A 23,530-nucleotide genomic window follows, 5' to 3' on the forward strand; every position below is an offset into this window, starting at 1 on the left:
TCATGAGATCCAACAGGATGAAACCCGCCCATCCCGTCACCCCCATCCCGTCGCGCTTCGCACGATCCCGCGCGCTGCTGCTGGCCGCCGCGCTGGCCGCTTCGCTGCCCGCCATGCCCGCCGTGGCGGCCGACAGCTTCGACGGCTGCCTGGCCCGGCTGCGTGCGCCGGCGCTGAAAACCGGCGTGTCGGCCGCCACCTTCGATACCCACACGGCGACGCTGGCGCCCGACATGAGCGTGCTGGATCTGCTGGATTTCCAGCCCGAGTTCCGCACGCCCATCTGGGACTACATGGCGGCGCTGGTCGATGACGAGCGCGTGACCGATGGCCAGGCGGGCATGGAGCGCTGGCGGGCGGATCTGCAGCGCGCCTCGGCCCGCTACGGCGTGGATCCGGCGGTCATCGCCGCCGTCTGGGGCGTGGAGAGCAACTACGGACAGACCCTGGGCGAGCGTTCCCTGCTGGTGTCGCTGTCGACCCTGTCCTGCTATGGCCGCCGGCAGGCGTATTTCCGGGGCGAGTTCTTCGCCACGCTCAAGATCATCCAGGACGAAGGCATCGCGCCCGAGAAGCTGCGGGGCTCCTGGGCCGGCGCTTTCGGCCAGACCCAGTTCATGCCGTCGACGTATCTGCGGTTGGCGGTGGACGGCGACGGCGACGGCCGTCGAGACCTGATAGACAGCGTGCCGGACGCGCTCGCATCCACCGCGAATTTCCTCAAGCACGCGGGCTGGAATGGCGGCATGGCCTGGGGTTACGAGGTCCGGCTGCCGGCGGGGTTCAATGCCGCCGGCGCGGGACGCAAGAACAAGCGCGCCCTGTCGCACTGGGCCGGCCAGGGCATCACGCGGGCCGACGGCCGGCCTTTGCCCGCCAGCGATGCCCAGGCGGCGCTGCTGCTGCCCGCCGGTCGCGGCGGCCCGGCATTCCTGGTGACGCGCAACTTCGACGCGCTCTATTCCTATAACGCGGCCGAAAGCTACGCGCTGGCGATCGCGCACCTGTCCGACCGGCTGCGCGGCGGCGGCCCGCTGGTCCAGGCCTGGCCGACTGATGATCCGGGGCTGTCGCGCGCCGAGCGGCGCGAATTGCAGACTCTGCTGATTGCCCGCGGCTATGACATTGGCGAGCCCGATGGCCTCATCGGCGCCCATACCCGGAATGCGCTGCAGAAGGCGCAGCGCGAACTGGGCCTGCCGGCCGATGGGCGGGCAGGCCAGAAGGTGTTGCGGGCCTTGCGCGGCGACGCCGGCTGAGCGGCAAAGGACAAGATTTGCAAATATAGGTTTCCGCGCGCACCGCGCCCCTGGATTCCCGCAAGCCACGGCATATACTGGTTTTCCCCTCTTTTTTCCGGGAGCACGGCGATGAGCCTATTGGATACCTTGGCCTCGATGGCCGGCGGCGGCAACGGGCAGCAGGGCGGTAACGCCTCGCTCCTGCCCGCCCTGATCGAACACCTGAACCAGTACCCGGGCGGCCTGTCCGGCCTGATCGCCAGCTTCCAGAAGGGCGGCCTGGGCGAGATCGTGGCGTCGTGGGTGGGCAAGGGCGAGAACCTGCCCGTCAGCGCCGACCAGCTCGGCTCGGTGCTGGACCCCGGCGTGGTGCAGAGCCTGGCGGACAAGACCGGCCAGGACGCCAGCTCCGTGCTGGGCTCGCTGTCGACGATGCTGCCGCAACTGGTCGACAAGGCCACGCCCGACGGCACGGCGCAGCCCGGCCAGTCGTTCAACCCGACCGACCTGCTGGCTTCCCTGTCCGGCCTGTTCGGCAACCGCGGCTGAATGCCGCCGAGGCCGCGCTGCGTTCCCGCCGCGCCCGGCCGCCGGCGCCTGTTGCAGGCGCTGGCGCTGGGCGCGTTGTCGCCGCTGTCGGCCTGCGCGCCGCGCCGGCCGGTGCAAGGCACCTTCCTGCAGCTGTGGCGCAGCCACCTGGACCTGACGCCCGCGCAGTGGGCCGAGCGCATCGCCGCCTGCCGCCGCCTGGGCAGCCGCGAGATCTTCCTGCAATGGGTCGGCCTGGAAGGCGGCAGGCCCGACGACTGGATGGCGCCCGACGCCGTGCTGGGCCAGATCTTCGACGAGGCCGCGCGCCACGGCATGGGCGTGCACGTGGGACTGCCCTACGACCAGCGCTGGTGGAACGTGCTGGCCACGCCCGATGACGAGGCGCTGGCGCGCTACCTGGTCCTCACCCGCGAGCAGGGCCTGGCCTACATGCGGACCGCGCCCTGGTCCGCGCGCCGCAATTTTCGCGGCTGGTATCTGCCGTATGAACTGGAGCAGTACAACTGGGCGTCCGCGCCCCGCCAGGCGCTGCTGTGGCCGTGGCTGGACGCCTTTGCGCGCGCGGCCTTGGACAACAGCGGCCGCGCGCCCTGCATCTCGACATATTTCAGTCGCCTGGGCGGCAGCGGTACGCTGGAACAGCTGTGGCGCGGCATCCTGGACCATGCGCGCGTGCATCCCATGATCCAGGACGGCGTGGGCGTGGCGGGCCTGGACAACCTGAAGGCGCTGGAGCCGCTGCGCCGTTTGCTGTTGGCGCGCCATGCGCCGTTCGATCTGGTCATCGAACTGTTCGAGGAGCTGCCCTCGGGCAGCACGGATGGGTCCACCTTCAAGGCGCGCTCGGCCGATTTCGAGCGGGTGCGCAAGCAATGGCTGATCGCCGACAGCTACGGCGCGCAGCGCGTCGTGGCCTTCGCGCTGGATCCCTGGGTCATCGGCGACAGCCCCGAGGCGCGCGTGCTGCGGCAGGCCTGGATGCGGGCGCGCGCCTGATGCGTGTCGGCCGTCGCGGTTTCAGGCGAAGCCGCGGCCGATGATCTCCCGCATGATTTCGCTGGTGCCGCCGAACAGTCGCAGCGCGCGCGCATCGGACCAGGCGCGGCCGATGCCGTATTCCGCCATGTAGCCATAGCCGCCATACAGCTGCAGCAGCTCATCCAGCGCCTTGCCCTGGATCTCGGTGGCGTTCAGCTTGGCGATGGCGGCGGTGGTGGCGTCGAGTTCACCCGCCATCAACTGCGCCAGGCAGTCGTCGAGGAAGACGCGCAGCATGACGCTTTGCGCGCGCGCGTTGGCCAGGATGAAGCGCGAATTCTGGTAGTCGATGACGCGGCGGCCGAAGACCTTGCGGCCACGGATGTATTCAGCGGTTTCCTCCAGCATGCCTTCCAGCGAGGCGGCCGCGCGCAGCGCGATGGCCAGGCGCTCGCGCGCCAGTTCGCGCGTCAGGTATTCGAAGGCCGCGTTCTCTTGTCCCAGCAGGCAGTCGGCGGGCAGGCGCAGGTCGTCGAAGAACAGCTCGCAGGTGTCCTGGCTGTGCTGGCCGATCTTGTCCAGCGGCGCGCCCTTGGCGTAGCCGGGCAGTCCGGCCTCGACGCAGAATAGCGACAGGCCGCGCGCGCCCAGGTCGGGCGCGGTGCTGGCCAGCACGATGGCCAAGCCGGCGTTCACGCCGTTGGTGATGAAGGTCTTCTGGCCGTTGAGCACGTAGTGGTCGCCGTCGCGCACGGCGCGGCTGCGGATCGCCTTCAGGTCGCTGCCGGCGCCGGGCTCGGTCAGCGCCAGCGCGCCGATCAGCTCGCCCCGCGTCATGGCAGGCAGCCAGCGCGCTTTCTGCGCCTCGGTGCCGAAGGCGTCCACGTAGGGCGCCACCATGTCCGAATGGATGGAAAAGCCGATGCCCAGATAGTTGGCGCGGGCCAGTTCCTCGATCACCACCGCCGCGTGTCCGAAGTCCCCGCCCAGGCCGTAGGGCTCGGGCAGGGCGCAGTTGAGCAGGCCTTCCTCGCCCGCGCGGCGCCAGAGTGAAGCCGGCGTGACGCCGGCCTTTTCCCAGGCGGCATAGTGTGGCGCGATCTCCTGCGCAATGAAGCGGCGGACCTGATCGCGGAACAGTTCGTGGTCGTCTCGGAATACGCGGCGCATGCCGCCTCCTTACTTGTTGCCGTAGGGATCGGTGGCGCTGACTTGACCCGTCAACGTCGGCACGGCGGCGGTGCCGCCGAGGAACAGGCTGTAATGATCGCCGGGCTGTAGCGCGGGCAGCGCCAGCTCGGCGCTGGCGGCCGCGCCGCAGGCGCCGGCCAGCGAAGCCCGCACGGGATTGATGGCGCGCGCGGCGGCGGTCTGCGGTTTGATATCGTCGAACAGCGTCGGGCCTTGCGGGCTGACCTTGAGCGCCGCGCCGGCGCAGCCGGGGATCAGGTTGTAGAAGCGCAGCTCGGCCTTGAGCGCGTCCTGCGCGCCGCCGCTGTCGTCGATGCGCGCCAGCGTGACCTTGCCGCCGTCGCGGCGCGCGACCAGGGTGGTGAAGCTGTCTGGCGCCACCTGCAAGGCGCCGGCGGGCTTGCCGTCCACCTGCACCTTGAATTCCTGGTCGCCTTTGACGATGGCGTAGGTGGTGGCGGGCTTGGACGGGCCGATGTCCTGGGCCGGGCCGCCGGCGACCTGGGCGCGCATGGGCGCGCTCTCGGGATTGACGATGCGCACGAAGGACGAGCCGGCGGGCGGCCGGGCGGCGTACAGCTGGGCGAAGGCGCCTTCGGCGCGGGCCGCGCCGGCGGCGGCCAGCGCCAGGCCCAGCGCCAGCAGGGTCGGGGAAAGACGAGGGGTCATGCTTTGGGCTCCGGTTTCTTGCTCAGGCGCGCATCCAGGTACAGGCGTTCCAGCTGCTTGCGGTCGGCCTTGTCCGTGCTGGTGGTGGGGAAGGGGCTGCAGGACAGCAGCTCCGACGGGATCATGTAGGGCGGCAGGCGACGGCCCAGGGTGTCCTTCCAGGCCGCCAGCGCTTCGGGCAGCGGCTGCAGGCCGGCGGCTCCCGGCGTCGCCGGCTCGACGAAGCCGATCAACCGGACGATGGCACCGTCCGGCCGGCGCAGCGCCACCGTGGCGCCGGCGCGCACGCCGGGCAGCGCCGCGATCGCCGCGTCGATCTCGGCCAGTTCGATGCGATAGCCGTGCAGCTTGATCTGGTCGTCGATGCGGCCACGGAACGTGATCAGGCCCTGGCCGTCGATCTCGCCCAGGTCGCCGCTGCGGTAGCCGCGCTTGCCGCCGCGCGTGAACATGCGCGAGGCGTTCAGGTCCGGCCGGTTCAGGTAGCCGCGCATGACATGGTCGCCGGCGATGCAGATCTCGCCCTGGTCGATGAAGACGTCGGCATAAGGCTTGGCGCGGCCGATGGGGAAGGGATTCGGCGCGGCCTGGCGCAGCGCCGCGTCGATCTCGACCCAGGTGGTCGAGCAGGTGGCTTCGGTCGGACCGTAGGAATTGATGATGCGCGCATCGGGGAAGCGCTGCCACAGTTCCTCGGCCAGCGCAGGCGAGAGCGACTCGGCGCCGAACACGAAGACGCGCAGGCCAGGCAGGCTGGCGCCGTTGAAGTCCGGGTTGAACAGCTGCTGCCGCACGAAGGATGGCGTGGACGCCCAGACCGCGATGCCGGTGTCCGCCAGGTACTGCATGAAGGCGCCGCGCTCGGCGATGGTCTCGCGCGGGCACAGCACGCAGGCGCCGCCCAGTTCCAGCGCGCCGACCCAGTTGAACAGCGAGAAATCGAAGCTGAACAGCATCTGGTCCATGAACGCGGGCGCGGCGCCCAGGCTCAGGCAGTCACGGATCCAGCCCGCGAACAGCGTGACGCTTTCGCGCCCGATCTGCACGCCCTTGGGGTCGCCGGTGCTGCCGGACGTGAACATGATGTAGGCCAGTCCGGCCTCGCGCAGCGGCGCGGGGCTGGCGCTGCCCGGCTCGAAGGCCTGGGCCTGCGCGTCGTAGCGCAGGCCGGCGCGCACCAGCTCGCCGATGCGCTTGATGCGTTCGGGCGGATTGATCACGTCGACGGGCACGAAGGGCACGCGCAGCCGCAGGCAGCCCAGCATGGCGACCAGGAAGGCGGTTTCCTTGTGGCCGGAGATCACGATGGGCACGCCGGCGACGGCGCCGGCATTCAGCGCGGCCTGTTCCCAGGCCTGGACCGCCGCCTGCAGCGCATCCCAGCGCAGGACGCCACGGGCATCCACCACGGCGATCGCGTCGCGCGCCGAGCCGGTGTCGGCGAAATCGTAGGCCTTGAAATCGAAATGCATGCGCGGCTCCTTTGCAACAGCGGCGTTCAGGCGCCCTTGCGCTCCGCGATGAAGGCAGCCAGGGTATGCACCGATTCTAGGTGCACGTCGATCTCGGTGGGCGGAATCTTGCAGCCGAACTCGCGCTCCACCGCCAGCGCCACGTCGACCGCCGCCAGCGAATCCACCAGGCCGGACTCGATCAGCAAGGTGTCGGGATCGACCTGAGTCAGGATGACGTTCTCGATGAGCGTGGCCACTTTGGCTTCGATAGTCTTGATATCCATGCAATGCTCCGGGACCGCGTCGCGGTCAGAATTGGAAATAGAGAAACCGGGTTTCCTTGTGCAGGTTGACCAGGCAGAAGAACAGCAGGGCCAGCATCACGGCCAGCCAGCCCAGGGTGGGGCGCCAGCGCATCCACGGCGTGGCGGCCTCCTGCGGCTTGAACAGCGCGGGCGAGTAGCGGCCCAGGATCTGATGCGCGTTGGGCGTGAACCAGGCGATGCCCAGCAGGACGACCGCGTAGATCAGCTGCATATGATGCCCCAGCAGCATGCGCCAGGCGTCGCCCCAGGCCAGCCCGTCCACGCGCGCGGCCAGGTCCAGCGCCTCGACGCCGCGCATGCCGATCATGCCCTGCACCAGCAGCATCGCGTCGCCCACGCCATTCGCGCGGAAGAAGGCCTGCGCCACCAGCACGGCGACGAAGGTCAGCAGCACGCAGGCGGCGCGCTTGGTCGGGCCCATCTGGCGCGCGGCGGCCGGCTTGCGGCCGACGACGAAGATCCGCCAGGCGTGGTTCACTGACAGGTACATCGCGTGCAGCAGGCCGAACACCAGGAACTGGAAGCCGGCGCCGTGCCAGATGCCGGCCAGTCCCATCGTGTACACGGTGGGCAGGATGATGCTGCCGGCAAAGCCGCCCGGCGTGGCCACGCCCTGCGTGCCCACCGGCAGATTGCGCTCGGTGCGCCACTTCGACACCGCCATGGCCACCGGGTAGTAGAGATAGGCGGTCAGGTAGCGGGTCAGCGTCATGTGCCAGCGGGCCCAGAACTCGATGATGCTGCCGGCCTTGTACGGCGAATTGAAGTTCAGCGGGAAGCGGATGCCGAACATCTTGGCCAGGCCCAGCGCCATGTCCGAGTAGCCGGAGAAGTCGAAGTACAGCTGCAGCGCGTAGCACAGGCTGGCGCCCCAGGAGCCCCAGAACATCAGCTCGCCGGGCGCGGCGAAGCCGGCGTCGGCATAGGGCGCGATGCCGTCGGCCAGCAGCACTTTCTTGGCCAGTCCGATCACGAACAGCATCATGCCGACCGACAGGTTCTCGGCCTTGAAGCGGTAGTTCTCCGGCTGCGCGAACTGCGGCATCATTTCTTTGTGATGCAGGATGGGGCCGGCGATCAGGTGCGGGAAGAAGGTCACGAACAGCACATAGCTGAGCAGGCTGCGCTCCTTGACCACGCCGGCCTTGCAGTCGAGCAGGTAGCCGATCTGCGTGAACGTGAAGAATGAGATGCCCAGCGGCAGGATCACCGAATCCGCGGTCGCGCTGCTCATGCCCAGGTCATTGAGAAAGCCCAGCAGCGCGGCGAAGTACTTGTAGTGGAACAGCAGCGCCAGGTCGGCGCCCACGCCCAGTCCGGTGATCAGGCCCTGCAGGCGCGGCCGGCCCTCGCTATGCAGGATCAGCTGGCTCACCGCATAGTTGAAGGCGATGGAGCCGGCCAGCAGCACCACGAACTGCGGGTTCCACCAGCCGTAGAACACGATGGATGTCAGGCACAGCCAAAGCGCCGCCAGGCGCAGGTTGAGCGGCCCCACGGCGTAATACACGGCCAGCGTGATGGGCAGGAAGACCAGCAGGAACAGATAGGAATTGAATAGCATCGCGGTTCGTCAGGGCGGGGGCAGGCTGTCCAGCACGGACCTTTCGTCATCGGTGAGCGGCAGCGACAGCGCCATTTCCGAAAACTCCCAGACCACCAGTTTCAGGCTTTTGGGCCATTGTTCACGCTGTTTCAGCGCCAGCAGCAGCGCGCCGGAGAACTGTCCGCCGTCCAGGCTCAGGTTCCAGATTTCGCGGCCCAGTCCCATGCCCAGCCGTTCGGCGAAGTGGCTGCGGCGGCCGTTCGAGCTGCCGGCCAGCAGCACTTCGACAGGCGGCGCTTCGTCCAGCAGGCCGCCGCTGCGCAGCGGTTCGATCTGCTGCGGGGCGACGCGCTCCAGCTCCGGACGCCAACCCATGCGCGCGTGTTCCAGGCCGGCCAGCACGATCAGATCGCCCATGCGCGGCGCCGGCGCGCCCGGCGCGTCGACACGGAAAGCCTGCTGGCCGACGCCGCCCAGCAGCGGCAGCGCGGCGTCGGCCACGCGTCGCGCGGCGGCTTGCGCGCCTTGCGCGTTCATGTGCACGTCGGTGCGAAAGAACATGGGTTCGGCCGCGCCGGACAGGGCGGGGCGCAGATCGACGAAGGGCACGCCCTGCGCCTGCAGCGCCCGTTGCCAGTCGTCCAGCACGCGTCGCATGGGTTGCGAGGCGGGCAGGCCGCAAAGCCGGTCGGCCTCGATGCGCGATTTGTCGGGCACCGCGACCACCAGCAGTTGCACCTGCCGCTGACGCAACTGATCGGCCCAGTGCCGCATCAGGCGCACGCGCTCGTCGAACACATGCACGCCGGGCCGGGGGCGCAGGCCGTCGCGGTAGAACAGCCAGCCGGGGCAGCCCATGGCGACCTGGTCGCCCAGGTCTCCGAGCAGGCGATAGCGCAGCGATGCGTTCCAGGTATTGAGCGTGTCCTGCGCGGGCAGGCGCAGCGCGCGGTTCAGCGCGCCGCCGGCCGAGCCGTCCAGCCAGGCCGCCGGCGCCACGTCGGCCGGCTTGAGGCCGGCGTCGGCCAGTCGCCAGACGCCCCAACCCAGGCCGAGCGCGAGCAGCAGGCCGGCGACGATGGCGTTGCGGCCATGCCCGGCGGTTTGCGGCTTGTCCGCTGATGCCACGACCTTACTTCCCGATGGCCGCTTGCATGCGGCCGCGCCAGGCGTCGGCGCTCATGATGGAGGCGTTGTCCCACAGACCCTTGGCGTCGGGGCCCTGCGCGTAGGTCGGTTCGAACATCTGCCACACCAGCACCTGCGGCTTGTTCTGCTTGAACGCCGGCGACTCCAGGTATTCCAGCAGCATGATCCAGTGGCCGACGTTGCCGGGCTTCCAGTTCACGGATACCGGGCGGTCGAGCGCGTTGGACAGTTTTTGCGGAAAGCCGAAGTAGGGCTGCACCATGCTGTGGCCGGTGACGTGGACCGGGGCCGGGGCATCGTCCAGCAGGCTCTGGTTCTCGGCCTGGCGGCGCACGGTGAAGGTCTCGCGTCCGGCCTGCTTGCGCTGCTCGGGCGAGAGGAACAGTTCGGCCAGATCGCCGTAACGGCGTTCGTTGAACACGCTGCCCAGCGGCAGGCCGGTGCCGGGCTTGCCGGCCAAGGTCTTCACGTCCTGCCTGATGCGTTGCGCCAGCGCGTCGGCGGTGGCGTCGGCGGCGGCCTGCGTCCAGTGCTGGTCCGTGCGGTAGAACACGTCCTGTCCGCAGTCCTTCAGGCGCCGCAGCACGGCCTCGTCGTCGAAGGTCGCGATGCCCGCGGCCTTGAGCTTGTCCTGGATGGTCTGGTAGCGCCGCTTCACCTCGGGGCTGAGCGCCTTTCCATCGGGCAGCTTGTCCTGGTAGAACAGCGTCTTGTCCGGCAGCACCAGCACTTCGAGCTGGATGCCTTTGGCCGCCAGCGCGTCGCGCGTCTCGCGCACCAGTTGCGTGGACGCGTCGATGCCGCGCGTGTCGACCTGGGTCAGGCTGCCCCAGCCGGGGAACAGCCAGTTGTCCTTGCCCTGGATCACGATGGACGAGCCTTGCTGCGCGTGCGCGGCGCCGGCGGACAGCGCAAGCGTGGCGACCGCCGCGCCTACAGCCAGTCGATGCAGGATCGTGGAGGGAGAGGAGGAGAAAAGGGTCATGCGTGCTCCTTGCGATGCGGGCGGGGTCAGTACGACAGGGTCAGGTTGATGAACAGGCCTTTCGCCCGGTCGGCGGCGCCCCCGCCGATATTGAATCGATATTGCGTCGTCAGGTCCAGATAGGACCGTGGCGCGTTGTAGTGGTCTTCGCGGAACCAGTAGCGCAGGTTGAAGCCGGGGCCCGCGCCCAGGGACCAGGATTTGCCGTTGCCCAGCAGGTCGTAGGAATCCTGGCCGTCGATGTTCAGGCCGGACACGCGGTTGCGGTTCCACAGCCAGTCCGCCGCCACCACCGCGTAGGGGAAGAACACCAGTCGGTCGCTGATGGCGTCCACGCGGTAGCTGCGGCCCACGCGCAGTTCGCCGGCGCCGAAGGCCTGGTCGCGTTTGAGCTTGCCCGAGCTTTCCGCGCTGTCCTTGCCCGAGTTGTTGTCGCGTAGCCAGAAGCGGGCGGGCATGTCCTGCCAGGAGTAGCCGGCCTGCACATAGCCTTCCATGGTGAACCAGTCGGGGCGGTCGATGCGCAGGCTGGTGCCTTCGTACATGCCATAGGTGACATAGGCCAGCCAGCCGCCGCTGCCGGCGTCCGTCTTGTAGTGGGCGGTCTGATTGCCGGTGTTCAGTGCGCAGCGCAGTTCGTCGGGCCGTGGCGTGAACGTGCCCTGCCGCGTGGCGCTGCCCAGGTTGAACTGGCGTTCCAGGCCGAAGGTCAGGCCGACCTCGGTGGACGGCGTGAAGCGCATGCCCAGCGAGCCCACGGTGGTCGGAAGGCCGGAAATGCCGTTGTTGGATGTTTCGTCCACCTGGATATTGCCGCCGCCGCAAGGGTTCGACACGGTCTGGCTGGCGGTCTTGCCGCCGTTGTTGTACAGCGTGTTGGACAGGCGGCCGTACAGCTCGAAGGTGCGCGTGGACGAGTTCAGGAAATCGGAGGGACGCCAGAAGATCTCGGCCGTGCTGAACACCGCGTCGCCGGGCACCGTGATGGCCGCGCCGCCCAGGCCGGACGAGGCCGGCCGCGCGCCCCGGTAGCCGGTCGAGATGTAGCCGCCCCACTCGCGCGACAGGCCGGCGATGCTGCTGCGGGTATCGAAGCGCTGCTGCGGGGTCAGGTCGAGCTTGCCGGCGTCGTCCTGGTCGATGGCTTCCTTGAGCCGGTCCACCGCGCCGCGCTTGTCGCCCACGCCGGACAGCGCATAGCCTTCGTCGAGGATGGCGGTGGGCGGGGCCTTGCCCGTGGCGCGCGCGGCCTGGAAGTCGCGCAGCGCCTCGCGGGGCTGGCGCATGCGCTGGTGCAGATAGCCGCGCTGCATCAACAGCGTCGGATCGTCGGGCTGGGCCGCCAGGGCCTCGCTCATGCGCTGCTTGGCCTCGGCCATCTGCGCCGCGTTGCCGGCGGCCAGCGTGGTGGTCAGCAGCCGCTGCAGGTCCTTGCTGCCCGGATCCTGTTGCGCGGCCTTGCGGGCCTGTGTGATGGCTTCCTGGTAGTCCTGGCGCGCATAGGCGGCATAGGCCAGCGAGGCCGGCCCGCCGCTGCCCGCCGCGTCCGAGGGCAGCAGCTCGCAGGACGTGCCGTAGGGCGTGTCGCGGCAGTCCTGGACCGGCGCGGGATAGTTGGCCAGCGTCAGCGTGGCGGGCACGGCGGGGCGGGAGCGGGCGCGCTTGACGCGATCGGCGCCGGCCTCGTCCTTGGCGCCCAGCGGTTCCACCAGGGCCAGCGCGCGGGCGCTCTGGCCCCCGGCCAGCGCGGCATCTGCGGCGATCAGGCGCACATTGCGCCGTTGGCTGTCGTCCAGCCAGTCCTGCTTGAGCGCGGCGTCGAAGTCGGCGTCGGCTTCCTCGGTCTTGCCCTGGCGCTGGCGCAGATAGCCGCGCATGACCAAGGCCACGGTGTTTTCGTCGTCCTGCCTGAGCGCGTCGGTGGCCGCGTCCTCGGCGGCCGCGAGCTGGCCGTCCAGCATCAGCGCGGTCATCAGCAGCAGGCGGTGGCTGGCGGTGTCGGGCGCCAGCGCCACGGCTTGCCGCGCCAGCGGGACGGCGTCGCCAGGCCGGTTGGCGATCAGCGCCTGATAACCCTGTTCCGCCGGCTTGACCGCCATGCGCCGCTTCATGGTGGCGCGACGCGCGGCCAGGTCGCTCTGGTTCGGCGCGCCCAGCGTCATCGCCTGGTTGGCGGCCGTTTCGGCTTCGGCGTACTTGCCCTGGGCTTCCAGCGCGTCCAGCCACAGCATGGCCCAGGCGCCCTGCTTGGGATCGATGCGGAAAGCCTGCTCGGCGCCGCGCTGGGCGGCGGGGTAGTTGCCGCTGTTGTAGTCCGCGTAGGCGCGCGTGGCGATGGGGAAGCCGCGGCGGTAGGCGCTGGTCGTGGCCGGCGCGCCCCCGGCGGGGCGGGCGCCGGCCGGACGCGCATTGGCCGCCGGGGCGGCGGGCGTCGCCGGACGCAGATTGGCGCGCGCCTGCCGCAGCGCGGGCGTGTCCAGGCCGCTCTTGACGGCATCGTCGGCGGCCCGTTCGGCCTCGTCCAGCTTGCCCTGCTTCTGCAGCGCGTAGATCAACAATAGGCGCAGGCGTTCGACGTCCGGGCGCAGCGCGATCGCCGATTCGGCCTGCTGCTGCGCCTGCGCGTAGCGGCCGGCGTCGTAGAGCCTGTAGCCCTCGTTGGCGAATTGCCAGGCGGCGCCTTCCAGCGGCGCCTCGGCGGCGCGCGCGGCCTGCTGGGCGGCGGCGGGCGCGCCAGTCCACAGGCAGGCGAGCGCGGCGGACAGGACTAGCGTGCGGGTCAGGGGCGTCATGGGGTGGCGGGTTTGTCGTCGGTGGTCGGGGGCGCGGCTTGGGCCTGCGCGCCTTGTTGGAAATCGATGGCTTCCTTGAGCGTGCCGGCGTCCAGCCAGCCCTGTTCAAGCAGGCTGGTGCCCAGCGGTTTCTTGTCGCGCGCCTGGATCTCCAGCGCCTGCGCCAGCTTGTCCTCGTCGATGGCCTGCCACGACAGCAGCAGTTCGCCCAGGCGCTGGCGCTGTTGCGCCAGCTGGTCGGTGGATGGGAAGTCGTGCATGGTCTTGTCCCAGGCCAGGCGCTTGCCCGTGATGAGATGGCCGATGAACAGTTTCCACGCGCGCGCCGCCGCCATGGCGTTGATGAAGTTGCCGACGATCATGCGCGGAACGGACAGCACGGCGTGCTCCCAGCCGTACATATTGCCCACGAAATACATGCGCTGGACCACGCGCAGCAGCAGCGCGACGGCGTTGAGCCACATCAGCGTCACCAGCCAGCCTCCGGGGCGGAAGTACGAGGGGTAGTACACGGTCCACCAGCCGAAGCGGTCGGCCAGATAGAACAGGAAGAAGTTCGCCAGCAACAGATAGGCCAGGATGGCGATGAAGGACGTGACCAGGCCCTTGCGGTCGCGGAACAGCAGGTAGCGGGTGGCGAACGATCCGGTCCAGCCCACTTGCTGCCAGCCTTGCAGGCCGATGCCCAGCGTCCAGCGGGCCTTCTGCCGGTAGGCAGTGCGGAAGGTGTTGGGAAAGTACTCGCGCACGCCCAGCGGCATGGACAGCGTCGTGACTTTCTCCGGGCCTAGTCCGAACCAGGAGCGCCGGCGCGCCACATACTCGACCGGGAATTTGCCGAATATCTGGCGCATGCCCCGCTGCGCCAGCCGCGCGCCGATATCGTAGTCCTCGGTCAGCGTGTCCGTGTTGAAGGGCTGGTTGTTGGTCTCTGCCGCCAGCTCCATCAGCGCGCGCCGCGAGAAACAGGTGCCCACGCCCGCCGACGGCACCATCTTGGACAGGCTTTCGCGGACCACCAGGTCCTTGGTGTGCCATTCCGCGAACTCGTCCATGTAAGTGCCGGCGACAAGCTCGTGCCACTCGCGCTCCAGCGAGGTCACGGGCAATTGGATGAAGTCGATGCGCGGCAGCAGGTAGTTGTAGTACTTCAGTTCCAGCGGGTGCAGCACGTCTTCGCTGTCGTGCAGGATGACGCCGGCGAATGGCTCGGGCTGCTTTTCGTTCTGCGCGAAGATGGCCTGCACGATCCAGTTCAGGCAATCGGCCTTGCAGGTGGGGCCGTCGTGCGGCACCTCGACGCGCACCAGCTGGCGATAGCGCCGACGCATGCGCTCGACTTCCTTGATCGTGCGCTCGTCGTTCTGGTAGGTGCCGGCGAAGATCATGTAGTTCTTGTACTCGAGCGTGGACACCATGGTCTCGAGCATGGATGCGATCACGTCGTACTCCAGCCATGCCGGCACCATGATGGCCAGGGGCTGTTCCTCCTTGGCGCGCAGCTGCGCCGCCGTGAGCCGGGCATAGCGCCGGTCCTCGACGAGCCTGCGGCGCAGCGCCCGCACCCAGAACCAGCCGTCGATGAACAGATCATCCAGGCTGGACAGCAGGATGATGATGCCGACGACGGCGGTCACGATTTCCAGGCCACGGTAGTAGTCCGCCGCCAGATAGGGCCAGTAGAGCGTAGACATGGCGCGTCTGCCGGCCTTAACCGTTGCCCTTGTTCTTGCGGCGGGTGACGCGCAGCGCCAGGATCAGCACCAGCACCAGCACCAGCAGGCCGAAGCTCAACGCCGGCACGCTCCACGAGATATAGCGGCGCCATTCGAAGAAGGCGCTTTCCCCGGCGCCGGGCGGCTTGCTGGCATCCGGGTTGGTGCTGTCGATCCAGGCCACCGGACCGTTGGCGGCGATCACGGCGATGTCGCCGCGGTTAAGCACGAAGGGCGTATCGAGCTTGCCGCTCTGCGGGCCCAGCGCATGCCACAGCACGCCGTCCTGTCCGCCCGAGCTGACCACTTCGGCCGTGCTCAAGCCGCTCAGTCCGGAAATGTCCAGCCAGGTGGTGGACCTGCTCGCCACCAGCAGCTGTTTCTGGTCGCTGACCTGGACCTTGGGCTTGGCGCCATCCAGGGGCACTTCCAGCGCCAGGAAGGTACGCGCGGGCTTGGCTGCCTGGCCGGCCGGCGACACGGCGAGTTCGGCGCGCGTGGCGGACACGCCACTGGCTGTCGCGATGCCGATCAGTTGCTTGAGGCTGGTGGGTGCATTGGCCAGGTAGCTGTCGGGAACCAGGACCTGCGGATTGCCCGCCAGCAGGGGCAGCAGGCCGGTGAACGTGCCGTCGGGCTGGGGCTGGCCCGGCTTGACATGGCTGGTCGGCAGCACGCTGACGGGATAGCCCTGCGGGATTTCGTTGCAGTCCACCGAGACGGGCTGGCGCTGCACGCTGACGCGCACGGCGTTGTTTACGCCCAGCGCGTAGCCGGGCACGCGCGCCGTCAGGCGTTCCGGACGGCCGTCGGCGTCGAGCTGCTTGGCGCCCAGCAATATCCCGTTCCAGAATACCGAGGCCACCGGCCGGGTGGACGAGGCGCCGGGCGCGGCGGCCAGGTCGATGATCAGTTCGTCCGGCATGCGGCCGTCGGAGGACACGGAGGCCAGCGGGAAGTTGACGTTCCAGTCGCCGCGCGAGACCACGTCGAAGCTGTCGGGCGCGCCGCCCAGCGCGCTCAGGCGCACGCCATCGCCCTGGAAGGACTGGGGCGGCGTGGCGGTCTGCACCTGTACCTGGCGCGACACCAGGATGCGGCGCCACGCCGCATTGAACACGCCCGCCGCCTGCGCGCCGGCGTCGGGCGCCACCGCGATCACGGACAGACGGCCCATCGGCGCGAGACGGACTTCCTTGGCGGCCATGTCTGCGCCGGCCAGCGGCGCGCGTGCCTGGCGCCAGGACTTGAACGCGTCGGCGGCGTCCGGGTCCGAGGCCAGTTCGGTCTGCAGCGCATCGAGCGCCGCATTGAGCTTGGCGCGCAGCGCCGGGCTGGCGATCACGACGTCGCCGGTGACGGCTGGCGCGCCCAGCACCAGCAGCGCGCCGATCTCCGCGGCCGAGGCCAGCTTGTGCCGCTCTTTGCCCGCCACGGCGGCGAACACGGGCGCCTGCGCGAGGCCCGCGGGAACCTGCAGGGCGCGCGTGTCGATCTCGTCGCCGACGGCGGGGAAGGCCTTGACGTCGACGCGCTTGCCGGCGCGTTGCATCGCCACGCCCATGCGCCAGGCGCTGTCGTAGGCTTGCTGGTCGAGCTTGGTGTCGGACACCAGCAGCACCGGCTTGCCGGGCAGCGTGCTCCAGGCATCGTCCAGGTTGCCGATCGCCGAGGCGTCGTAGCGGTAGCTCAGGCGCGTCTGCGGAGAAATCGTCAGCGCGTTGGCGGTGGCGCGGTTGCTTTCACAGCGGCGCAGCGCGATCTCCGACTGCCAGTCCACGCCCAGCCGCAGGAAGCCGGTGCTGCGCAGGCGCTGTTCCAGTGGCAGGTTGCGCAGGACGGGGCCGTTGCCGTCGGCGATGTTCTGCGCCGCCAGCGGCACGCCGTCGGCCCACAGGACCAGGTTGGTGCGGCCCGGTTCATCCTTGGTGTAGCGCGCATCGAAGTTGAGCGTGGCGTCGGCGATGGGAACGCCGCGCGGCACGGGCAGGTAGAAGTCCTGGTGCGCATCGCTGTTGCTCAGCACCACGGGCTCGCTGATGCCCAGGTCCGCCAGTGAGGTATCGCGCGTGATCTAGTCATCGCTCTGCAGGCGCCGCAAGGCGTCGCCCGCGGGGCTTGCCACGGCGGCCATGGGCAGTGCAAGGCCCGCCGCGACCAAGGCGCGGCGCAGGTGGGAGGCGATGGGAGGGAACGTGTTTCTATGCATGGGGGCTCCTGGCCGAAGAGGGCGAGGCGTGGAGGCTCAGGCCGGCTGGCTGGCGGCCGGGCCGTAAGGGTCGAATTCGGATACCGGGCGGCCGCAAAGCGCATCGACGATGCGCCGGCTGGCGTGGCCGTCTCCGTAGGGATTGATGCGGCGGGAGAAGGACGCGTGCAGCGCCGGATCGTCCAGCAGGCGGTTCACTTCCGTGACGATGCGTTGCGTATCGGTGCCGACTAGGGCCACGGTGCCGGCCTGCACGGCCTCGGGCCGCTCGGTGACGTCGCGCATCACCAGCACCGGCTTGCCGAGATAGGGCGCTTCTTCCTGAACGCCGCCGGAGTCGGTGAGGATCAGGTGCGACTGCTGCATGAACCAGACGAAATCCAGGTAGTCCAGCGGATCGATCAGGTGGACGCGTTCCAGGTTGCCCAGGTCGGTCATGACCACGGAGCGGACCTGCGGGTTCAGGTGCACGGGATAGACGATCTGCAGGTCATCGCGCCTGGCCAATTCGGCCAGCGCGGCACAGATGTTCTTGAAGCCGTCGCCGAAGCTCTCGCGACGATGGCCGGTGACCAGCAGCAGCCGGCGCGTCGGATCCAGCCACTGGTAGCGCTGCGCCAGCGTTGCGGCCAGCGCGCCGCCCGGCGCGAGCTTGGCGCAGGTCATGGCCAGCGCGTCGATCACCGTGTTGCCGGTGACCGTGATACGGCCGGGCAGGTGCTCGCGCAGCAGGTTCGCGCGCGATTCGGCGGTGGGCGCGAACAGCCAGTCGCCCACGGCGTCGACCACGCGGCGGTTCATCTCTTCGGGAAACGGCATGGCCAGGTTGCCGGTGCGCAGCCCCGCCTCGACGTGGCCGATGCGCACGCGCCGGTGGAAGGCCGCGAGCGCGCAGGCCGACGCGGTGCTGGTGTCTCCATGCACCAAGACGCAGTCCGGCTGTTCGCGTTCGAGCACCTCGTCCACGCGGCTGATGAGCCGGGCGTACAAGCCGTTGAGCGTCTGGTTGGGCACCATGATGTCCAGGTCGTGCTGGGCATGCAGGTCGAATAGCGCCAGCACCTGGTCCAGCATCTGGCGATGCTGACCCGTGACGCAGACCACGCTTTGGATCGCGGACTCGTCGCGCAGGGCGGCGACCAGGGGCGCCATCTTGATGGCCTCGGGACGGGTGCCGAATATGGAAAGTACTTTCATAAGCATGGGTATTTCCCTCGCCTGGTGTATTTCCTAGCCTATATTATGTAATGAAAATATTCGTAATACGTGACGTATTATTAATTTTGTGCATTTGAAAGCGAGCCCCCACCTTGAATTGTTTGTATAGGCGTTAATTCGCTATTTTGAATGAAAATAGGGTCGCATTGGTTTCAAATTGCTTTCAGTTACCCGTAATTTTCGATTCTTGTAGATTGAATCACGGGATTTTCGTGCGATTTTGCTGATCCATGCCATTTCCAAATTTTGCAGAGTATGAATTTTGAGTATGGATGCGTCAGAATGCCGATCGTTCGGTCTCACGCCCAGACAGATTGACGCTCAGCGCTTGACACTAAAGTGACTTCAGGCTTTTTCATGTGTCGCATCTGCCCACGGTGCCAAGGACGAACATGAGCGACAGCCACCAACACGCCGAAGTGCGCGCCTTGCCGGAATCCCGGCTGTGGCTGGCTTTCGGACTCACCGGCACCTACATGGTGGCGGAGATCATCGGCGGCCTGGTGACAGGCAGCCTGGCGCTGATCTCCGACGCCATGCACATGATGACCGACGCGATCGCGCTGCTGCTGGCGCTGATCGCGATCCGAGCCGGACGCAAGGCCGCCGATTTGCTGCGCACCTACGGCTACGCGCGCTTCGAGATTCTGGCGGCGGCCGTGAACGCGCTGGTGCTGCTGGGCGTGGCGTTCTACATCCTCTACGAAGCCTATCGCCGCCTGTCCGCGCCGCAGGACATCCAGTCCCTGGGCATGATGGTGGTGGCTATCGGTGGTCTGATCATCAACCTGGTCTCGATGCGGCTCCTCGCCAGCGCGAAGGACGACAGCCTCAACGTGAAAGGCGCCTACCTGGAAGTGTGGGCCGACATGCTGGGTTCGGTGGCTGTGATCGTCGGCGCCATCATCATCTGGCTCACGGGCTGGCGCTGGGTGGACTCGGCGCTTGCCGTGGCGATCGGTTTCATGGTCTTCCCACGCACTTGGGTGCTGCTGCGCGAATGCGTCAACCTGCTGCTGGAGGGCGTGCCGGCGGGCATGAGCCTGGACGCGGTGCGCGACGAAATCGCGGGCGTGGAAGGCGTGGCGACGGTCCACGACCTGCATCTGTGGGCCATTACGCAAAGCCAGCCCATGCTGACGGCGCACGTGGTGCTTGCCGGCGGCGCGGACGGGGAAAGCGTCAGGCGCGCCATCGAGGCGCGCCTGCATGAACGCTACGATCTGCACCACACCACGCTGCAGATGGAGCGCGACGACCGCAGCGTCCACGAAGCGGGGCACTGAGCGGGTGACGCGTTGTCGCCGCCTAGGCGCTGTCACGGTTTATTGTCGTCGCCGTGGCTGTTGCTGAGTGGGCGGCAGGTTCACAGGATGGCTGCGCGCGGCGGACGAAAAAGGAAAAGGGCGGATCGGTTGCCCGTCCGCCCTTCGCCGTTACAGCGTGATGCTTGCTAATTTGGTGGAGCCGGGGGGAATTGAACTGCCGGCGGTCCTATTTTCTTGGGGGGAATATGTCCCAAAAATCAGCCGCTTACGGTGCCGGTTTTCTCGGCTGCCAGACCTGCGTGTGAAACCGGTGTGAATGCGCCGGCGCGCTGGAAGTTCTTCGGGATGAACTTGCCGTAGATCTTGAAGACCATCTCCACGTCGGTGTGGCCGAGCTGGTCCGCAATGTACCAGGGATTCGCGCCAGCCGTCAGTCGCGTGCTGGCGTAGGTGTGCCGCATCTGGTACGGGTTGCGATACCGCACGCCGGCCCGCTTGCACAGCGGTTGCCAGAGGGATTTGCGGATCTGCGCGTCCGACGCCCACGGCTCGCTCTTGCGCGGGTCGTGCCAGATCCGGCTGCCGGCCAGGAACGTGAATGCCTTCTGGGCCTGGAGCGCCGCCAGCGCCAGCGGCGACAGATCCACATCGCGGATGCCCGCCTGGGTCTTCGGCGCCTTGCGTACCTGGGCGGGCTTTCCTTCGACCATGCCCGTGACGATGTTGTCGTCGATGCGAACGCGCCCATGCACCCAGTCCACACTCGACCATTCCACCGCCTGAATTTCGCCCGGGCGCAATCCCGCCTCGAACCAGAACTGGATCAGGGGCAGCTCGTCGGCCCGCGCCGCCTTGCACAGCGCGGCGACCTCGTCCATGTCGAACGGGTCGACCTCGTAGTTGCTCTTGGTGGCCGTCTGCTTGATCAGCTTGCCCAGGGCGATTCGGTCCAGCGGGTTGCTGTCCAGCAGCTCGTCGTTCACCGCGTCGTCCAGCACCGACCGCAACGGCGTCAGGCGGTTTCGCACCGTCTTTCCCGTGACGCCCATGCCGGCGATCCAGGCGCGCAGGTCGGCCGGCGCCAGTTCGTTGACGGGCGTTTCTCCCCAGCGCGGGCGCAGGTAGTGTTTGATGGCCTTGGCGTAGCCCAGTAGGGTGGACGCGGAGATGCTGCCGTTGGCGCCCTGTTTCTCGTACAGGGCCAACTGCGCGTCGAGCAGCGCGCCCAGCAGAAGCTTCGCACCAGGAATTGCGGCCGGGCTCGGTTCAAGCCTGGCGGCTGCCGGGGATTCTGGGAAATAGGAGCGATAGCTGAAAACGCCATCGGCGATCTTGCGGCGGATCTCGGCACGCAGGCCAGCAGCATATTCCAGATAGGACTTCGTGACCTTGGCCGCCGGCAACAGCTCGCGGCACTGCTCGCCGCGGTAGCTGAATGCGATCTGCAGGCGTGGGCCGTCCTTCAGCTCCCGAATTGTCACGCCGCGCGGCGGCTTTGGCTCTGATCCTGCTCGACCCATTTGTCGACTTCCTCGGTGTTGATCCAGATGCAGCCATCGGCCGCCTTCTTGTAGTGCACGCCGTCGGTCCATATCCTTCGGCGGTTTTTAGCATATATGGCATCCGGCGTATCTCCGGACAGCTCACAGTACTTGGCGAGCTTGACCCATTTCATGGTTGTTGCTCCTTCGTCATTGCAGCATCGCGGCATTGAATAGAATCCGGCCTATCTACAAGGCGCAGCCGAATTTCTTCGGGTAGTGGTCTCAAGGGCATCCAATAGGCGACTCCTAGAAGAATCCCTCGGCAGTGGTTCGCGCCACGGGTGAACCATCGATCCCCTTCTCGCCGGGCCACTTCGACGATGCCGCGGTGGGTCACCGCGAGGATCCTTTCGCCTTCGGGGGGAAGTGCCTCGCTCGTGCAGATCCATCCATCTTGAACCGCTGCCGCCGCTTGGTGTTGGGCTGCGTGTGCCATCTATTTCTCCTTCTTGTCGTAGCGGCTGTTCCAGGCCCGGGCTGCGTATGCGGCCGGATCTCGTAGCATCTCGCTATAGAAAGTCGCGCTCTGAGCCTCGCACATCGAGCATTCGACGTAATGCGCGGTGTCGATCCCCCAGCCCGCACCAACGTCCGGGTTTGATTCGACCTTTTCTACTTTGGCGCGGGCCCGAGAACCGCAAAACGGGCACGGTTTCAGATCAGCCATTTCCCTGCTCCTTGCGCCGCACTTCGACGGACGCGATAAGCTGCCGCGAAATCTGCGCGCCCAGTGCGAACAAGAGCCGCTGCTCCAGCGACTGTTGCTGCGGCTGGATGCACTCGGTGCGCAGCTTGCCCTGATTGTCGATGTAGACCCATAGGGGTGAGTTGGCCCAGCCAGGGCCGGCGGCGTACTCGGGCACGACGGCCACGATGTGCTCGCCGCGACTGAGCTGTACTTGCGGTTTGGTCATGACTGCTCCTTGTGTGCGCCAACTATTAAGGAATCCTGAATAGTTGCCGGCACAGCCGGCTGATACGCAACGTCGTGGAATCCGCTCAGATGCTGCGCGCGCTGGGCATATGCAGCCGCGTCCTTGGGCTCGCACATGTCGGTGCTCAGCCTAGCGACGCGGGCCCACGACGAATTGTCGCGCGCGCGGTCGCTCTTGCGTTCGTAGTCCACCTGGGCGGCGCGCAGGTGCTTGAGCGCTTTGGCTGCGGCGTCGAGCCGCTGAAGATCAGGCTTCATCGTTGTCCTCCTTGTTCGCGTCCAGCGCGGCGCAGGTAACCTGATTCGTGCAGCGGAAGGTTGCATAGACCTCGGACAGCGCGCTTTCGACGGTCGGGTATGCGGTCGTGTCCCAGCAGTCGGGCCAGTGGATCGCTCGTGCGGCATCGGCGCTGGCCTGGGGCGCAGCACTCGCGGACGGCTGCGTGCCCGTGCCACGGCATCCTGCGCATTCCACGTCAATGGTGCTGCCATCGTGGCCAACGTCGCCGTCCAAGCCGGTGCCGCTGCATGAGGCGCAAGGTCCGGCCTGCTGGGCCACAGGGGCGCTTGCCAGGGCGGCGCGGGCCTTCCAGCCCCGCCACAGCGCGCGAGTCATGAGGTGTCCATACTGTCCGTCAGCGTCGCGCCCAAGGCCACCGCGTTTACCCATCGTGATCTTGAGATAGGCTTCCTCAAACGCCGCCCGCTCATCGGGCTGGGCTACAGGGGCGCGCAGCCTGGACAGCGCCCTGATCACGGCATTGACCATGTTTTTGCGGATATCGAAGGCTACGGACACGGGCGAGACGACGGGTTCTCGGCCTTCGCGCTGCGCAATCCGGGTCACCGTGTCATAGCAATCCGCGTAGAGTTCCAGGGCGCGGCGTATGGCTTCGTGCGTTGCCGCCTGGGCGGCGTCGTTCTGGTTGGTCATGTCATTGATCCTTGGGATGTGCCAGCGCGTGTGCAACGTGGCGGGCGTAGGTGCTGACCGCCCGCCAGTAAGCCGCCATTGGTGCCTTGCGGCGACGCCAGGCGGTTTCAGCTTCCGTGTTCGCCTGGTCGCGGAGATCGCGCATCACGGCTTCGATGCGTTCGCGGTCAGCCTTCGGCAATTGCTGGAGCGCTTGACCGGCCGGCAGGCGCAAGAGAGGGTTGATGTATCCCACGATCACCTCCCCGCGCCCTGTGTTGCCTGCTTGCGCACGCGGTCCAGCAGCGCTTCGTGGTCTTCCTTGGACCGGATGACTGGATCATGCAGCGCGAACGCCTGGCGTGCCACGTCAGCGCGCCGCAGGACTGCCGGAATGTCGCTGCCGATGGTCTTGAACAAAGAGCGCATGCCGGCCTCGTGGGGCTTCATGTAGTGCTTGCCCATGTACTTGTAGAACACCTCCAGGAACGGATCGATGCCGTAGCAAATCAAGGCATACAGGGCACGCATTTCCACTTCGGACAGTTCGATGGTGGCGCGCGTTTCGACATGGGGCTGCTGTCTGAAGCGGCTCATGCTGCGCTCCCCTCGCCCTGCTGGGCGGCATGTTCGGCAGCGGCGCGGGCGGCCGCAAGCACGCGGCGCCAGCTCGTTATGTCGATCCCGTAGAAACTACGGTCGGTAGCGCCGCGCTCGGCTTGCTCTTCCTCGCCGCGCATCCAGCGCATGAGCGCGTGCTCGATTACTTCAGTCGTGTAGGGGTCGGCGAAGCCTGCGGCGGACAATTCGCGCAGGCCGGCAGCCACGTCGATGCGGTCCACGTTG

General features: G+C 67.7%; 25 protein-coding genes. 4 read left to right on the forward strand and 21 right to left on the reverse strand.

Going from position 1 to position 23,530, the window contains the following annotated elements:
* Nucleotides 1-17 precede the first annotated feature (17 nt).
* From C2U31_RS13715 to C2U31_RS13725, 3 genes are all read left to right on the forward strand, one after another.
* Complete coding sequence (locus C2U31_RS13715) at nt 18-1,259, forward strand: lytic murein transglycosylase (protein WP_103273263.1); 1,242 nt, start codon at nt 18-20, stop codon at nt 1,257-1,259.
* Nucleotides 1,260-1,370: 111 nt separating this feature from the next.
* Nucleotides 1,371-1,790 carry a YidB family protein gene (locus C2U31_RS13720; protein ID WP_103273264.1) on the forward strand — a complete coding sequence of 140 codons (420 nt, stop codon included), beginning with the start codon at nt 1,371-1,373 and terminating at the stop codon, nt 1,788-1,790.
* Complete coding sequence (locus C2U31_RS13725; protein WP_233772761.1) at nt 1,791-2,789, forward strand: DUF4434 domain-containing protein; 999 nt, start codon at nt 1,791-1,793, stop codon at nt 2,787-2,789. It abuts the gene before it with no gap.
* Between the two features lie 21 nt (nt 2,790-2,810).
* Here C2U31_RS13725 and C2U31_RS13730 read toward each other — a convergent pair whose 3' ends face one another.
* The 12 genes from C2U31_RS13730 to wecB are packed head-to-tail and all read right to left on the reverse strand — an operon-like array spanning nt 2,811 to nt 18,004.
* A complete protein-coding gene (locus C2U31_RS13730) occupies nt 2,811-3,941 on the reverse strand; it encodes an acyl-CoA dehydrogenase family protein (RefSeq protein WP_103273265.1) in 1,131 nt (376 codons plus the stop codon).
* A 9-nt stretch (nt 3,942-3,950) separates the two neighbouring features.
* Nucleotides 3,951-4,631, reverse strand: coding sequence for an alginate O-acetyltransferase AlgF (locus C2U31_RS13735; protein WP_103273266.1), 681 nt, complete (start codon nt 4,629-4,631; stop codon nt 3,951-3,953).
* Nucleotides 4,628-6,103: an AMP-binding protein gene (locus C2U31_RS13740; RefSeq protein WP_103273267.1), complete on the reverse strand. Its 1,476-nt coding sequence runs from the start codon at nt 6,101-6,103 to the stop codon at nt 4,628-4,630. The genes C2U31_RS13735 and C2U31_RS13740 overlap by 4 nt, the downstream gene beginning before the upstream one ends.
* 26 nt (nt 6,104-6,129) lie before the next feature.
* Nucleotides 6,130-6,369: an acyl carrier protein gene (locus C2U31_RS13745; RefSeq protein ID WP_103273268.1), complete on the reverse strand. Its 240-nt coding sequence runs from the start codon at nt 6,367-6,369 to the stop codon at nt 6,130-6,132.
* A gap of 25 nt (nt 6,370-6,394) precedes the next feature.
* A complete protein-coding gene (locus C2U31_RS13750) occupies nt 6,395-7,975 on the reverse strand; it encodes an MBOAT family protein (RefSeq protein ID WP_103273269.1) in 1,581 nt (526 codons plus the stop codon).
* 9 nt (nt 7,976-7,984) lie between these two features.
* Complete coding sequence (locus C2U31_RS13755; RefSeq protein ID WP_103273270.1) at nt 7,985-9,085, reverse strand: cell division protein FtsQ; 1,101 nt, start codon at nt 9,083-9,085, stop codon at nt 7,985-7,987.
* A gap of 4 nt (nt 9,086-9,089) precedes the next feature.
* Nucleotides 9,090-10,091, reverse strand: coding sequence for a twin-arginine translocation pathway signal (locus C2U31_RS13760; protein WP_103273271.1), 1,002 nt, complete (start codon nt 10,089-10,091; stop codon nt 9,090-9,092).
* A gap of 26 nt (nt 10,092-10,117) precedes the next feature.
* Nucleotides 10,118-12,883 (reverse strand): tetratricopeptide repeat protein, encoded by a 2,766-nt coding sequence (locus C2U31_RS13765; RefSeq protein WP_103273272.1) that lies wholly within the window; start codon nt 12,881-12,883, stop codon nt 10,118-10,120.
* A complete protein-coding gene (locus C2U31_RS13770; protein WP_103273273.1) occupies nt 12,880-14,577 on the reverse strand; it encodes a glycosyl transferase family protein in 1,698 nt (565 codons plus the stop codon). The genes C2U31_RS13765 and C2U31_RS13770 overlap by 4 nt, the downstream gene beginning before the upstream one ends.
* Nucleotides 14,578-14,593: 16 nt before the next feature.
* Nucleotides 14,594-16,627, reverse strand: coding sequence for a cellulose biosynthesis cyclic di-GMP-binding regulatory protein BcsB (locus C2U31_RS13775; protein WP_233772763.1), 2,034 nt, complete (start codon nt 16,625-16,627; stop codon nt 14,594-14,596).
* Between the two features lie 45 nt (nt 16,628-16,672).
* A complete protein-coding gene (locus tag C2U31_RS31125; protein ID WP_255414622.1) occupies nt 16,673-16,807 on the reverse strand; it encodes a hypothetical protein in 135 nt (44 codons plus the stop codon).
* A 36-nt stretch (nt 16,808-16,843) separates the two neighbouring features.
* Nucleotides 16,844-18,004, reverse strand: a complete 1,161-nt coding sequence (wecB, locus tag C2U31_RS13780; protein ID WP_103273274.1) for a non-hydrolyzing UDP-N-acetylglucosamine 2-epimerase — start codon at nt 18,002-18,004, stop codon at nt 16,844-16,846.
* Between the two features lie 413 nt (nt 18,005-18,417).
* Between wecB and C2U31_RS13785 the strand changes: the two genes are divergently transcribed.
* Nucleotides 18,418-19,311 carry a cation diffusion facilitator family transporter gene (locus tag C2U31_RS13785; RefSeq protein ID WP_103273275.1) on the forward strand — a complete coding sequence of 298 codons (894 nt, stop codon included), beginning with the start codon at nt 18,418-18,420 and terminating at the stop codon, nt 19,309-19,311.
* A 239-nt stretch (nt 19,312-19,550) separates the two neighbouring features.
* Here the strand turns inward: C2U31_RS13785 and C2U31_RS13790 are convergent, their stop codons facing one another.
* From C2U31_RS13790 to C2U31_RS13830, 9 genes are all read right to left on the reverse strand, one after another.
* On the reverse strand, nt 19,551-20,813 hold the full coding sequence (locus C2U31_RS13790; protein WP_103273276.1) for a site-specific integrase: 1,263 nt from the start codon (nt 20,811-20,813) through the stop codon (nt 19,551-19,553).
* Nucleotides 20,771-20,968, reverse strand: a complete 198-nt coding sequence (gene xisR / locus C2U31_RS13795) for an excisionase family protein (protein WP_049072320.1) — start codon at nt 20,966-20,968, stop codon at nt 20,771-20,773. The genes C2U31_RS13790 and xisR overlap by 43 nt, the downstream gene beginning before the upstream one ends.
* A 305-nt stretch (nt 20,969-21,273) precedes the next feature.
* Nucleotides 21,274-21,504: a Lar family restriction alleviation protein gene (locus tag C2U31_RS13800; protein WP_103273278.1), complete on the reverse strand. Its 231-nt coding sequence runs from the start codon at nt 21,502-21,504 to the stop codon at nt 21,274-21,276.
* Nucleotides 21,497-21,751, reverse strand: coding sequence for a hypothetical protein (locus C2U31_RS13805; RefSeq protein WP_103273279.1), 255 nt, complete (start codon nt 21,749-21,751; stop codon nt 21,497-21,499). The genes C2U31_RS13800 and C2U31_RS13805 overlap by 8 nt, the downstream gene beginning before the upstream one ends.
* Nucleotides 21,748-22,029 (reverse strand): hypothetical protein, encoded by a 282-nt coding sequence (locus C2U31_RS13810; RefSeq protein ID WP_103273280.1) that lies wholly within the window; start codon nt 22,027-22,029, stop codon nt 21,748-21,750. The genes C2U31_RS13805 and C2U31_RS13810 overlap by 4 nt, the downstream gene beginning before the upstream one ends.
* Complete coding sequence (locus C2U31_RS13815) at nt 22,019-22,705, reverse strand: hypothetical protein (protein WP_103273281.1); 687 nt, start codon at nt 22,703-22,705, stop codon at nt 22,019-22,021. Before C2U31_RS13815 ends, C2U31_RS13810 begins: the two co-directional genes overlap by 11 nt.
* 1 nt (nt 22,706) lies before the next feature.
* Nucleotides 22,707-22,940, reverse strand: a complete 234-nt coding sequence (locus C2U31_RS13820; RefSeq protein ID WP_103276367.1) for a hypothetical protein — start codon at nt 22,938-22,940, stop codon at nt 22,707-22,709.
* Nucleotides 22,941-22,942: 2 nt separating this feature from the next.
* Nucleotides 22,943-23,281: a hypothetical protein gene (locus tag C2U31_RS30775; RefSeq protein WP_199770998.1), complete on the reverse strand. Its 339-nt coding sequence runs from the start codon at nt 23,279-23,281 to the stop codon at nt 22,943-22,945.
* Nucleotides 23,278-23,526, reverse strand: a complete 249-nt coding sequence (locus C2U31_RS13830) for a hypothetical protein (protein ID WP_158658365.1) — start codon at nt 23,524-23,526, stop codon at nt 23,278-23,280. The genes C2U31_RS30775 and C2U31_RS13830 overlap by 4 nt, the downstream gene beginning before the upstream one ends.
* Nucleotides 23,527-23,530 lie beyond the last annotated feature (4 nt).

This window comes from Achromobacter sp. AONIH1 (genome assembly GCF_002902905.1).
GTDB lineage: Bacteria > Pseudomonadota > Gammaproteobacteria > Burkholderiales > Burkholderiaceae_B > Achromobacter.

Coding starts and splice junctions, on each gene's coding strand:
- C2U31_RS13715 (WP_103273263.1), top strand. CDS start 18: ATGAAACCCGCCCATCCCGTCACCCCCATCCCGTCGCGCTTCGCACGA.
- C2U31_RS13720 (WP_103273264.1), top strand. CDS start 1,371: ATGAGCCTATTGGATACCTTGGCCTCGATGGCCGGCGGCGGCAACGGG.
- C2U31_RS13725 (WP_233772761.1), top strand. CDS start 1,791: ATGCCGCCGAGGCCGCGCTGCGTTCCCGCCGCGCCCGGCCGCCGGCGC.
- C2U31_RS13730 (WP_103273265.1), bottom strand. CDS start 3,941: ATGCGCCGCGTATTCCGAGACGACCACGAACTGTTCCGCGATCAGGTC.
- C2U31_RS13735 (WP_103273266.1), bottom strand. CDS start 4,631: ATGACCCCTCGTCTTTCCCCGACCCTGCTGGCGCTGGGCCTGGCGCTG.
- C2U31_RS13740 (WP_103273267.1), bottom strand. CDS start 6,103: ATGCATTTCGATTTCAAGGCCTACGATTTCGCCGACACCGGCTCGGCG.
- C2U31_RS13745 (WP_103273268.1), bottom strand. CDS start 6,369: ATGGATATCAAGACTATCGAAGCCAAAGTGGCCACGCTCATCGAGAAC.
- C2U31_RS13750 (WP_103273269.1), bottom strand. CDS start 7,975: ATGCTATTCAATTCCTATCTGTTCCTGCTGGTCTTCCTGCCCATCACG.
- C2U31_RS13760 (WP_103273271.1), bottom strand. CDS start 10,091: ATGACCCTTTTCTCCTCCTCTCCCTCCACGATCCTGCATCGACTGGCT.
- C2U31_RS13765 (WP_103273272.1), bottom strand. CDS start 12,883: ATGACGCCCCTGACCCGCACGCTAGTCCTGTCCGCCGCGCTCGCCTGC.
- C2U31_RS13770 (WP_103273273.1), bottom strand. CDS start 14,577: ATGTCTACGCTCTACTGGCCCTATCTGGCGGCGGACTACTACCGTGGC.
- C2U31_RS31125 (WP_255414622.1), bottom strand. CDS start 16,807: ATGCATAGAAACACGTTCCCTCCCATCGCCTCCCACCTGCGCCGCGCC.
- wecB (WP_103273274.1), bottom strand. CDS start 18,004: ATGAAAGTACTTTCCATATTCGGCACCCGTCCCGAGGCCATCAAGATG.
- C2U31_RS13785 (WP_103273275.1), top strand. CDS start 18,418: ATGAGCGACAGCCACCAACACGCCGAAGTGCGCGCCTTGCCGGAATCC.
- C2U31_RS13790 (WP_103273276.1), bottom strand. CDS start 20,813: ATGGGTCGAGCAGGATCAGAGCCAAAGCCGCCGCGCGGCGTGACAATT.
- xisR (WP_049072320.1), bottom strand. CDS start 20,968: ATGAAATGGGTCAAGCTCGCCAAGTACTGTGAGCTGTCCGGAGATACG.
- C2U31_RS13800 (WP_103273278.1), bottom strand. CDS start 21,504: ATGGCTGATCTGAAACCGTGCCCGTTTTGCGGTTCTCGGGCCCGCGCC.
- C2U31_RS13805 (WP_103273279.1), bottom strand. CDS start 21,751: ATGACCAAACCGCAAGTACAGCTCAGTCGCGGCGAGCACATCGTGGCC.
- C2U31_RS13810 (WP_103273280.1), bottom strand. CDS start 22,029: ATGAAGCCTGATCTTCAGCGGCTCGACGCCGCAGCCAAAGCGCTCAAG.
- C2U31_RS13815 (WP_103273281.1), bottom strand. CDS start 22,705: ATGACCAACCAGAACGACGCCGCCCAGGCGGCAACGCACGAAGCCATA.
- C2U31_RS30775 (WP_199770998.1), bottom strand. CDS start 23,281: ATGAGCCGCTTCAGACAGCAGCCCCATGTCGAAACGCGCGCCACCATC.